This is a genomic window from Shewanella sp. ZOR0012 (assembly GCF_000798835.1).
Lineage (GTDB): Bacteria > Pseudomonadota > Gammaproteobacteria > Enterobacterales > Shewanellaceae > Shewanella > Shewanella xiamenensis.
In genome coordinates, this window is record NZ_JTLE01000094.1 from 1,389,795 (window position 1) to 1,403,086 (window position 13,292).

The 13,292-nt window shown below is 40.3% G+C and carries 4 protein-coding genes and 2 pseudogenes; 1 reads left to right on the forward strand and 5 read right to left on the reverse strand.

Annotated elements, in window-relative coordinates; translation table 11 throughout:
• Positions 1-741: 741 nt before the first annotated feature.
• From L976_RS07840 to L976_RS07860, 5 genes and pseudogenes are all read right to left on the reverse strand, one after another.
• Positions 742-1,749 (reverse strand): annotated as a pseudogene (locus L976_RS07840) (IS3 family transposase).
• A 169-nt stretch (positions 1,750-1,918) separates the two neighbouring features.
• Positions 1,919-2,340: pseudogene (locus L976_RS22745) on the reverse strand (IS4 family transposase); the annotation flags it as partial.
• 415 nt (positions 2,341-2,755) lie between these two features.
• Positions 2,756-9,862 carry an FG-GAP-like repeat-containing protein gene (locus tag L976_RS07850; RefSeq protein WP_047535755.1) on the reverse strand — a complete coding sequence of 2,369 codons (7,107 nt, stop codon included), beginning with the start codon at positions 9,860-9,862 and terminating at the stop codon, positions 2,756-2,758.
• A gap of 414 nt (positions 9,863-10,276) precedes the next feature.
• Positions 10,277-10,927: an inovirus Gp2 family protein gene (locus L976_RS07855; protein ID WP_052183981.1), complete on the reverse strand. Its 651-nt coding sequence runs from the start codon at positions 10,925-10,927 to the stop codon at positions 10,277-10,279.
• Positions 10,928-11,160: 233 nt separating this feature from the next.
• Entirely contained in the window at positions 11,161-11,775 is a 615-nt protein-coding gene (locus tag L976_RS07860) for an inovirus Gp2 family protein (protein ID WP_052183982.1), read from the reverse strand.
• Positions 11,776-12,224: 449 nt separating this feature from the next.
• On the opposite strand from L976_RS07860, the gene L976_RS07865 reads away from it, so the two are divergent.
• Entirely contained in the window at positions 12,225-13,091 is an 867-nt protein-coding gene (locus L976_RS07865; RefSeq protein WP_047535757.1) for a hypothetical protein, read from the forward strand.
• Positions 13,092-13,292 lie beyond the last annotated feature (201 nt).

The following is a 13,292-nucleotide window of genomic DNA, read 5'->3' on the forward strand; positions in this document are numbered from 1 at the left end:
TATTTTTTAGGACCATAGCTCACCTCAATCTGTCGCTTTACACTATCAGCCTAAGAGAAAATAAACATAATTTACTGCAGTAAAATTCATTACGGTAGACATAAAGTAGAGTCCTTATCCATGCCCATTTTTCAATGTTAACGATATCGATAAGGACTTTGTTGAGCTGGAAATCTAACAATAAGGAGGGTAATCCCTCCTTATTGTTAGTCTCCGGCCTGTAAAGTACACTCCATATCCTTAGAAAAACGGATACCAGATCCATCACTCATTTACCTCGTTTTTTTCCTTTTCAAGCAATAAATTGATTAGGCTCCCATCAAAAGTATGAATAATCTTTCCTTCTGCTTCGATATCAATCCGCTCTAAAGTGACATTTTCGTTCTGCTTTACACCAAATACCCTCCCCCATGGCTCCCAAACCAAATACACGACATGGTGGCCACTCATGGGAAAAGGTTTCACCATTTCTGTAAGTAACGGTTAATTTAACCGGAATAGAAAACCCACTTCTGATGTTAGGGCCTGGAAATTGATCGCATGCAGCAAGAAGCATACAAAAATAAAGCAACAGTAAATTTTTCATTGTGGCCATCATCAACGAAAACCTCGACCATAATTTTGCACAGCATTTTCGAACACATTAAAACCTTTAGTATGCTTTAACTTGCTGATTTGTTGGCATTACCTACAACCTTTTACGAGATAGAGTGATCTGTATCTGCAACAGTGGACACTTCACTAAGCACTGTTCTTCAATTCAAAATTCTCTGGGCTAAGATAGCCAAGAGACTATGCCTTCTGGTCTTGTTGTAATCAACCTCAATGTATTCAAAAACGTGCTGTCTTATCGTTTCCCTATCCATTATCGGCTCATCCTGAAGCGCTTCAACCTTCAATGAATGGAAGAAGCTTTCTGCACAGGCGTTGTCCCAGTAGTTTCCTTTACGGCTAATGCTTTGCACCAGTTGGTGCTTTGTAATCAGGTCTCGGTAATCATGCTAGCAATACTGGCTGCCTCGATCACTATGAACGATCACTTTTTTGGGCGTCCGCGGCGAAACAAGGCCATTTTAAGCGCATCACACACCAAGTCTGCCGTCATGCGGTTGCTCATCGACCATCCAATCACGGTGCGTGAGTAGAGGTCGATAATCACAGCCAAATACAGCCAGCCTTCGCTGGTCATCAAGTACGTAATATCACCGACCCATTTCTGGTTCGAGCCCGTTGCGTTAAAGTCTTGCTCAAGCAAATTTGGCGCAACAGGTAGCGTATGATTGCTATCCGTTGTTACCTTGAACTTGCGAGCCGCTTTAGCCACCAAGCCCTGACGAACCATGCTGTTTCGTATGTTTTTGACGTCAGGTTTATCACCATGCTCAACCAGGTCTACCTGAATTCGCCTGGCACCATTACGCGCTTTGGAATCGTCAAAGGCTTCCTTCATCAAGACATCTCGCTGTACACGCTTCAGCGCCCTCAGGCTTAGCGTCAGGCCGCTTTTATGCCAGGCATAATACTCACTACGCGACACCTGAAGCACCGCAACCATTCTGATTAACGAGGACAGGTGCTGATGCTCCAAAATAAACTCAAATCGCGCTATTTTTGGTTCTTCGCGAAGTAGGTTGCCGCTTTTTTAAGATGGTTAAATCCTCTGGCTGCGGCAGCGATCTTATCAGCTAATTTCTGGGTTTCAGCTTTAAATTCAGCCGTATGTGTTTTGCGGACTTTCTTTGTTGACATTATTCACCTCGTTAAGCGGATTGTACCCACTTAGCAAGGTGTCCAAAAGTGCTGGTACGGATCATATTGGGGTAAGCCTGTAAAAACCACCATAAGGTCAGTCTCTTGATAACAAGTCTTTATGATTGAGAGAGATGGCCAATTCGTAACCCTCAAGGATGGTTTGTAACTAAAAACATCCTTCCTACAATGCCTCTACGGAAGCTCGGCCTATCCGCTTGGTATCTTTCCCCCTAATGTGGCCAGACGCTCGTACGCCCACCGCATATCGGATGCCTGTTGAGGTAATTGACGTCCCTCCATTTTCAGCTAAAGTAATTTCCACGCTTTCTGACCCAATAGCGTTTAACTACATTGGGCTGCCACTTCCGCATAAAGCGAAGCTCGTATGACGATGAAAGCCAGTATCATACTCATGCGCTCCAATTCCACCACGGTGCCACTGCTTTTCCATACCTTGTGGTAATCTTCAATCAACCAGCGATACTCGTAATAGCTGATAACCTCCAGGACCTCCTTCGAGCATGTGATAGGTTCGGATGAGGGTCAGTGCCATGCCAGTTTTTCTTCGCTATGGCTTTGCTCTTCGATGGGTAACGCCTTACCATTTTTTGATTAAACTAGCCATAAAATTTATTCAACTTATACTGTACCCAAAAAAATCAAAATAGACATCATAAAATCTAGAGTTCAGAATCACTATTCCAATGGAAAATACTAATGGAAAAAAAACAAGAATCTTAATTTTTAATGATGAAGAAAACAATGAAACCAAATAAGAATTAAACCCCAAAACAATTAAAAAAAACATAACAAGTTCAATTTTTTCATTAGAAAATGAAATAACACTGAGACCAAAAGTACACCACATTAAAAATGAAATCACAGTAAACAACTTAAATTTCAGCATCAAATCTTTCCTAAAAACAATATACCAAGGTATCAATATTGTAATTAGTAAAAAAAATTTGATAATTATGTCAAAAACTAATAATAATTTCATACATCACCTATAACTTTCCGCTAAATACTGAAGTTCAGTTTTAGTAAAATAGTTTCTTGCATTATCAGAATAACTCATCACAGAGTTACTTAGATTCAGTTGATGTCCATAGCCTAAAACATGTCCAAACTCATGTTCCCAAACATTAAATTTATTTTGATATATATAAGAACTTTTGATTGTAACCTTATCAATTACAACCAAATTTCTGTAATTCCCCATTGCATTTCCTGGTAAGTTTTTACTGGAAGTGAGCCATACATCAGCATCGAATACAGATTCAACTAAATTAACATCAATTGCCAGCGCATAATCCCCATCTGTATAATTGAATGATTTTGTTAACTGGCTGGTTATTTTACTACAAGCCCCCTCAAGACTACAGTAAACATTTATAGTCCCTGAAATTGTTGTTTTACCATCGACAGAAGTAACTTTTAAATCGAGTTTTTCATTCCGTTCAACAGCATTTCTTAGATCATCTTGAGGATCTTGATTTGTTCTAGATAAGCCAGCACGAACTTCCCCCAGCACTCTTACAAATGCAGCTGACGCAGCACCATTCACAAATTTTCCCCCGCTAAGCTGTGATGCAGTTCCCCCAATAATAGCTGATGCCAATGTTTGTCCCACAAACCCTGAAATACCTAACATTCCAGCGCCTTGATTTCCAAGCATCCCAACACCAGCTGCGATAAATCCATGACCGAACTCACCTCCTTGTACAACATTAAAAATACCACCAGCAACTCCACTGATGATAAATCCCTCCACACCGTTTAGGCCATTCATTGCCATATTTGAAGCTGCGAAAGATATTGCCCCAGATTTAAAGGCAGAGCTCAAACTCCCAGTAGCAACAAATGAAGCATCAAAGGCAAAGTGTGCTGACGCCAACTGTCCAAAAAATGGAATATAATTTAGGCCAATTTGAATAGCCGAACCAAGCCCTTCCACTTTCGCAATCTGTCGGTGAATAAAAGTCACCCCTCCAATATCCATCAAAGCTTTATAAAGACGCTTAAAGAAAAAGCCACTGGGGTCGGTATAGCTCATCGGGTTATTTTTCACATAGCTATAGCGGTTATAACTTTGCGTATCAGTTGGCGCTTGAATGAACGGGTCTGCTTGCATAAAGCGCCCGATAGTCGCGTCATAGATACGACCATTCATATGGATTAAATCCAAATGACTAATATGCTCATGGCCGGTATAACCTTTGGTGGCGGCTGGTGCGATATAATTGGCTAATAATCCCGTGTTATACACTGCTGTTTGCTTTCCCCAAGGGTCATAAACAAACTGCTGAACACTGTTACCAGCGGCATCCGTGATGGTCGTGGTAGAACCCTGATGGTCTTTATGCAGATAAAAACTGTCTGAGGTGTTATTACTGCGTTTAGTAATGACCAAATTACCCACGTACAGTTTTTGCTCTGTCAGTGCTGATTTGCCACCTCCGGTACGCACCACTTTTTCATAGGCGCCATCGACGTAGTAAGTGGTGTAGTAGGCTAAAACCCCGTCTTCTAATTTGACATCATAGCGCTCATAACGTTGTCTTGAGGCATCGTATTTAAAACGACTGGATTCGTTACCTTTGGCAACATTGGTGACCAAATCGTAGGAACTATAAGTCAGCGTTCTAGTACCATCATTGGTAATATTGCCGTTCTTGTCATAAACCATCGCGTAACTGGCTTGACGTGCACGACTGCACTGAGAGCCATTTTGCGTCCACCCTACTGGACAGCTATAAGTTATTGAAGCTGTGAGTGTTCGATTACAGGTGCTCCCTGAAACAGACCAACCAGCGGGACAAGAATAAACAGGTGTTTGGGTAGCCGCTTGCGATAATGACCGAGTACAATTAGTTCCGCTTACCGTCCAACCCGCATCACAGCTATAGACCTGTTTAGGCGTGGATTGATACGTTTCAATACACTCCCACAGACGGCGACCGCCCCCCATAGGTTCCCCACCACCGCATACAACCCCGGCTCCAGAAGGTTTAGTTGCTGAAACGATGGTGAAATCTCGCGAGCATTTACCCGTTGATGCATTTAAGTCGCCGCCTTTCGGGCAACTTTGTTCGGTTTTAACCTGCGCAACTTTGATTTCTGTTTTAGAACAAGTTGTGTCGGAAAGAGTGTAACCACTAGGACAGCTATAGCTGTAACTTAGCGATGCGGATTGGGTTTCGCTCTTTTGGCAGGTAGTGCCAGCCGCATTGAGCGCATAACCCGTTGGGCAGGATTTACTTGCAGGAGTTGTTTCAAGTGTACCGCAACCTCCTTCACCACAAATATCTAATAATCGATAAGGATTCGTCGCATCATAACGATATGTTCCTACCCCTGTTTTTGATGTGATATTGCCAAAATCGTCATATTGAAGAGTGCTTACTTCACTTGGTGAAATAATGTTGTCTAACTCAACATTTTTCGTTCGCTTATATAGACGATGAAGGTCATCATAACTATAAGTTTCTGCAAATGTCGTTGATGCTGAAGACAATTTGTGTTTGCGTTGAGTAAGATTACCAACACCATCAAAGACGTATTCTAAATCGTGAAGCATTTCGCCTGGGCTTGTTAACTGAATGCTTTTCACCCACCCCAACGCTTCATCATAAGCGGTTAGTTCCTCTGTACCATTGCCATAGATAACCTTTTCAACGCCACCTTTCGCATTCATTTTCTCGATGGTTTGATAGGCTTTACCCGTCGCCTTGTCGGTACGCTTATACAAGTAGCCAGACGTATTGTAGTGGTTAACAACAGTAAGCAAATTTTCAGGATAGCTTTGTTCAGCGACTCGCCCGAGGCTATCGTAGTTAACGCTTAAGGTATAACTTGATGCACCAATCGTGGTGGTTGTGGATTTTAACCTTCCCAATTCATCATAGTTCGTGGTCTTTTGATGTACAGCACCTGCCGCGCTGCAATCACTTACAATAGTGTCATAACGTTTTTCAGCAACCAATAAGCCCGCATTGTTAGTCGCTTTAGTACCATATACCCAGCAAGAGGTGCCTTCAGGCTCAGTTTGGCGCACTTGCCGCCCGAGTGTGTCATAGTAGAAAAAGGTAGACTGACTGTTGGCATTTGTCTGAGAAAGTAGTTCCCCAAACGCATTATAGGTATATCGCCACGTTCCCTTATCAACATCAATAGAGGTGGTTTTACGACCATAATCGTCATAAATCAGCTGCGTCCTGACAATCTCTGTACCATTACCCGACACATAAGACTTGAGTAGATTTCCCGATGCATCATAGACAAAATGCAACTGGTTATTTAAAGCATCAGTTACCACTGACTGAAGCCCAAGTGCATCCACGACTACAGATGTTTGATTTCCTAATGGATCAATGGTCAGAGATTCAAAACCTTGTACATTATTTAATGTTTCACCACGATCAGGATTGACTTGCGCAATGACTCGGCCAAAACCGTCATACCTAAGCTCAGTAAAATACGTGGATACAGCATCGTAACGAGGCTCATAGTCTTTAATTAGACGACCCCATCCATCATATTCTTTTACAGTGACAATCGTCTTACCATCAAATCCCACCAGCAAATTACCGACCGTGCGCCCAAATTTGTCGGTAATGACACTTGCACTCGGCGTTCCTGCTTTTGATGTGGTCGTCAAAAGATAACCATCAGCAAAGAAAGAGCATCCTCCGCCACTACAAGATTGGTAGCTGATTTGGGTTAATGCACCATCAGGCGTTAACTCGCTAATTGGCCGCCCCCAGCGGTCTGAGGTTTTAGTTAACTTACGGCCATTCGCATCCGATAAGGTGACTTTAGTGATCAACCCGGTAACACTATCGGCCGTTGTGCCGTTATAACCATAGGTTGCCGTATCACCAAGGGGATTAGTGGTGGTTTTTAAATAGCGTCCTCTCGCATCGTAGGTGCTGTAATTGCTACGAGTTTGGGGAACAGAGCCATCAGCCTTCGTGCCTGCCGTTATCGATTCTGAAGTTTTATTGCCATAAATATCATAAGTGACAGAGGTGGTGACTTTGTAACGGTTGTCATTGGGCGATACGATAGAGTCTTTGATTAAGCCGTTATCAAAGTAAGTAAAACTACTCTCATTGGTGATATCAGGGACATTATCTCGTTGACCTGCGCGAGATTTTGCGACGACTGAATGACTGAGCCGCCCTTTACTGGCGCCACCTCCGGCACCGTTGTATTCGTTGTTAATAGAAACAGTAGAGGCTACAGTGTTAGTTTGTAAGTCACGAGTCACTACCTCACTACTGAGAATATTCCCCGCATCATCATAAGTATTTTGAGTATCAACTTGCGTCAGTTCCCGAACCACATTATCCGTTCCGTACTGACGAGTAATATCGGTACTGCTCATGCTGGTTTGCCGATACACCCCATAGCTATCGCGCACAAAATCAACACTGGTTCTTGCCTCTGATAATGCTTGTGATTGGTAACTTTGCTTAGTCGCAATCGGTAACCCAATACGCGGAAATACCTGGTCGTACATGGTTTCAGTGATGATGTCAGACTGCTCATCAATCGTTCTGAGTAACTCAAAACCTGCGAAACCGCGACCTAAACGGTTAACAAGTAATCCACCATATTCGTAAGCAACACTAACACTACCGGTACTACTTGCCTGTGTGCTGACTTCAGCAACAACTTGCAGTGGCGCGATGATAGAGAAGTTTTTTGAATGATCAACATTACTGGAGGTTTGAGTTTTATATACCCGGCTTTGACCATTAAGCTGCTCAGTTAAATAGGCATAATTGATGTTAGTCGTCACCCCAAAACCATCTGTAATGGCTTTGATAGTATTGTTGTATTTGGGGGAAATGGGGGAATAACTCTGCCAATTGCTATTAAAAGTAACAATAATATCAAGTTTTCCAAGGCCATATATATCAGCAAAATATATACGAGGTCCGGTTACCTGGTCGATTTGACCTGAAGCCACCCAAGTAGTCATTCCACTTGCTGAGTGTGGATCTGACATATAAATAGTCGATTTAAGAAAATCTGATTTAGCAATAATATCGGCACGGCCATTACCCGAAATATCCACAAAATAAGTGTTTAGCTTTTTATCGTTATCAGTGGTTATCCCCGTTGCAATGGCAGGCAAAAAGCCGTTGCCATCGGACAGTTGGATATACCATTGATTGCTTCTTACATAGGCAATATCGGTAAGCCCATCACCATTAAAATCTGCCGCACGAAGCGTATCAGTCCCTGAAGTGATATAAATACTCTGCTGTTCTTTGTATCCGGTACCAGTCGATAGATACAGTTTCCAATAGTCCCATTTACTCGTTTGCCACTGACCATTTAAATCGTAAATGCACTCATTTTGAGATATACCATGAACCACCCCATTTCTCGTTGAACAGTAGGATACGGTTTCATTTACTTTCAATATAAGATCGGTGAGGCCATCGCCATTCACATCAAGCAATGCACTTGATTCAAATCCTTTTGTTGTATGATTAATTTGTGGAATACCTGGAGTTGCCGTCGTCCCAGAGGAAAAGGTGAATAAACTTGCCGCAGCGGCAAAGTTTCCACTACCTAAATTTTGGTACCACTTAATTTGGCCTGCATCGATAAACACGATATCTTCTAATGCATCGCCGTTTACGTCCGCGACTATCGCACTGCCATTAAGTCCAATCGCTGTACGGCCAAGGGAGGTCAGCGTATATTGCACTGTACGGGTACTATCGTTACACAGCTGACCTCCGCGTCCATCAGGCTCACAATCTCGGACCCTTTCTTCTGACGGTTTGAAAGAAAGCACGTGCCAAGGCGAACTGCTACTCGCTGCAACCAGTAAATCCCTCTGACCATCGCCATCAAAATCAATCGTTTGAGCATAAGCATGTTGCGAGGCACCAGTGCTGGTCATTTTCGTCTCAATACCCGAGGCAATAGAGCGTTTATACCAAGCGCCGTTTCTGACATACACGATATCGGCTAACCCATCACCGTCCATATCAAAAATATTGGCGGTTAGATTTTCACCTGAAGGAATATTTAAGTTGGTAGTTGTGTCCAGTCCTGTATAGGGTTTATAGGTTGGCGATTGGGGAATATTGCTACGCTCCCAAGTAAAATAAATGCTTCGGGTGCAATCAGCGGTATCAGCCCCCACGCAGGCTCGGATGCTATCGAGATAGTTAAACCCGGACAGAGAGCTGGCTAATTGATAGGTGAGATAATAGGTTTTTTCAACTTGGTTATCAGTCGATAAGATAATTTTGTTGAGCAATTTTGTCTGTGAAACTGCTGAACCATAAACGATGCCCTTTTTAGGATATGGACGAGCGCCGTAATCAAAACTAATTTTTTTATAGGGCAATGCACCGTTGGAATGTCCAGAGTAATCAATGCTGGATAAATACTGCTCTTCGTTGGTTTTAATGTAGTGGTAGCTAATGTAGTTACCCACCACATCCTCAATTGCCTTTAAACTCCAAGAATGAATAACCTCATTGCCATTTTTCAATGCAGTTTGATACGAGTCACTTTGGTTATTCGAGTTTGATGTCGTTACAAAATTTTTACCCGCTTGGGTATATACATCACCATAGTAAAAGGTTTCACCTGCCTTAGTTTCTACTTTGAATGCACCAGGACCACCACCGCTTGCTCGGCCTAATACAGTAATCAACGAGGCATCATCAATCTCTTTACGATATTCCGCACCATCAGTACCATTTTGACCGCTCACAAGGATCAATCGCTGGCCATCTAAACAAAAACTATCGGAATCCGTTAATTGGACACCTTGTAAAAAACCATCCTGTTCAATGGTCTTAGGACAGCGTGTTATTGCTGATGCAGCCTGTATCCCCCAACCCAAACCTAAATAACCATCCGAACCGGACGATGAATAAGCTATTGCTACTGAAGGCTTCATTCCCCCTCTTCCTGGCGCCACATCAATCGGCAAAGAATAGGTTGCAGCTCCCATCTCATTAACACGAAATGCACCTGTTAATGCCACTGTTTCGGTATCTGCAAAAATTGAGAAAGACGTGGTGAATGTGAGGAAAAAGACTAATAGGGTTTTGAAAGGATTGGTATACATCATCAAGCTCCGTTTGACATAGCAACAAACGAGCTATAACTGTTAACCAAAATCAAATCAACACCAATTAACAATTAAGCAAAATCTAATAACAAATAAAACCCATACAAAATGCAGGATGAGCAATTAATAAAAAATAAATAGTTACACAATAAAACAATTTAAAAACCAAATAAAAACACAAATGCAACAACAGCACGATAGCTTACAATCCGCTCCAACGACCGATATCAACGCCCCTCCGAAAAAGACTTAGTGAACTGGTCAATACCTCTGCTCAGAGGACTGAATTTACACTAAAACGTTAATAATCAACTACATGAAAATAAAAACGCCTGATGTATTTCATTAGGTGTTTAACTTTCGAGAGCAAGCTGTGATGAACTCAATATTTAATCCCACCAGCAGCCTGACTTAATGTGAATCCAACACTTTGCTACACCCAAATGAATGCATCCTATCTTCATAGTGCTTAGTTCCTAGTTTGGCTAAATAGCTTAAGCGAAAGAATGCTTTATCAAAAGTCTGAGAGAATTTTTTAGCATTACGATTGAGGTAGTAAACAGGTGTATCCTCAGGGTAATCCACTAGAAACTTAGTACTGTCGCTGTCTAACTCCAATACGCAGGCCCAAGCTTCAACAATCTTAGTATTCAGGCTATATCCATGGACACTGAAATCCCCCAAATGACTGCAAACATCATGATTAAGGAAAATGACAACATGATAATGGTCAGTATCTGCATCTGAATAGTGTCTTGACCATACATAGAACATTTTACTGGGATAAGTTTGCTTACGTTTGCAACCCTGTGGAAAACTTCCCTTTTGGATAGTGCCTTTCAGGTAGTCAATAAACCGGTCAATTACAGCTGAATCATAAATTTTGGGTGAATATTTTAAATTCAACCGTGGTAAATGCACATCAAACCGGACCATAAAGACTCTTGAATACTTATTTAGAGCGGCTCTCATGGTTTGTGAAATTAAGTCGAGTTTATCTAGCGCCAAGCAATAATATTGGCTATTAAGATGTAGTTGTAACTCTCTGTGACCTATATCCATTTTGACATTCCTTTTGGGTTAATTTCATAACCTTAGAGTCCTATGTAAACTTTAACTGCAAACCATAGTTATTGCTACGTGAGTGTGAGGCTAAGGGATTGCTCACGCAGCAATAATCCACCAACTCAAATCTATTGTCTATTCGCTATGAATATTCGTCTAATAAACATACTGACACTTTTTCTGCTGGTGGGTAACATACTTAGGTATGAATACTTCCAATGATAATGGAACTAAATCAAAAAAATTTTTTGGCTAGAACCAAAATTTCGATATCCGTCATTGATGTCTTTCGTTTTTTCTTTAGCAAGATAACTAAATCGTTCCATTGCCAAGGCTAGCTGTGAAGGAAAATCCACAGAACGCTGATCAAGCCAGTACACCCCGTTCTTACATATATGAACTAAACCTATAGCCTGTTCTACAGGAATGGGAATTGCACTCGCCCATGAGTTTAAAATTCGATTGTAGATACTGCCATCACCAAAGGTATTACTTCCAAAACCACATACGGCATCTTTATTAAACAAAAAAATCAGATGGTAATGCCAGTTTGGTGAGCGATCTCTTTCGCGACACCAAACATAACTAAAGCCGATGCTATGAGAGCCCAAGCGTTGACTATCCCAGGCTCGTAAATGAGCCTTAAATGAGTCAATAAAACGCGAGATCACTTTAGGGTCTTGATAAAACATGTTGTCAGGAAATCTCAAATCAAAGCGCATTGCACAAACTCGATTGAAGTTACTAAGTTCTAATTCAAGTGTACGTAGTATGATAGCTTGATACTCTGGTACTAGCGGATATTCGCTAGTCATCTGTAAGAAGCTTGGATTGAATGGTGTCATGCTGATACTCCAGTGTAATTAATTCACTAGATGTACCAAGCATGTTTATTTCTACACGATAACCATATGTGGTGATCTGAACTCTAAGCACTGTCAAACAGCAATAGGTTTGCTCTACAACACTAGCCCAGACCTATATTACTAATCCGAAATTCCGTTAGACGCTAAAGCTAACCTTTCTCAAAGAAATTAACCCTTTTACGCGCAAAATCCCGGCATCTTCAACTCTGGAGTTGTGTCTTAAGCTAAGTTCAGCAAAAAATGTTTTTTGTTGAACAAGTACATAAAAATCGTGCTCCGAATGACAAGTAACACTTCAAACATTTGAAATTAAGTACTTTTTACTTAAACCAGTTGATAAAAAAATAAGTAAAACCACGAATAAACCACATATTTACCACGTAAAAAATACATGATAGCATAAGAAAAACCACTCAAAAACAACCAAAATGATAGAAAACTTAAATGAAATTCCATCTAAAAAAGAAAGGGAATTTATATATATTTATAAAGTAATGATTAAAGAGGGCATTATAAAAAAAATACATACATCAACAAGTATGGAAGCTATTTATGAAGAAATAGAATCAATCATTAGTGGAAATATTGAATCAAGTATAATTGAAACACTTTACAGCTCTACATTATTAAACTCAAACCTAAAACCTGAACTATTAATAGATCAAGTAAAATTAAGAAATGAAAAAATTATTTATGAATGTAAATTAAACATCTTAGATGAAAACTATTTTTCATGGCTTAACCCTAAAAACTCATTACATACTCTAATATGCTGGTACTTCATAAGATCCTCTGAAGAATCAACAATTAAAAAATTCACTCCATCAATACAAAGCAAATATGATCCACCATTATATTTCTCAACAAAAAAACATAAAAAAACATATGAATTAATAATTAACTCACTATATTTAGACAATACCCTACACAGATTTAACTCAATCATATACTTTATGGATTTTTGGAATCCAAAACAGTCTGACAATATGCATGCGAAATTTGACCTATTAGAAAGTCTAAAGAATCAGATTAGAGAATATGAATACAAAACATCAAAAATAACTGATTGGATACTAAATGTAAATGATAGAGATATAGATTGGGTATGGAACAATATTAAAAATAATTTACACGCGGATAACCTAGAGCCGATAACTCCAAAAGACAAAATGGATTGCATAATTACGTCAATTCATTTTTCATTATACGATAAAGATTGGGAAACCTTAGTATATCTTAAAAAACTAAAAAAGAACTATGAAATGAAAAAGATAAGGTTTATGAAAAAAAAATAAAACAAATTCACGTAAGAGAAATGACGATGGAAGTCTGCAAGATTTAAGAGATTTAGCCGAGTCACTGCAACAAGAAATAGCCTTTATTAAAAATTCAAGAATTACATCTAAAAATCCAGAACCTACACCTGAAATGCTAAAAGAGGAAAATATTTCTACAGATAAGAATAATAACAATCAATAAAATATGCTGGTAACGAT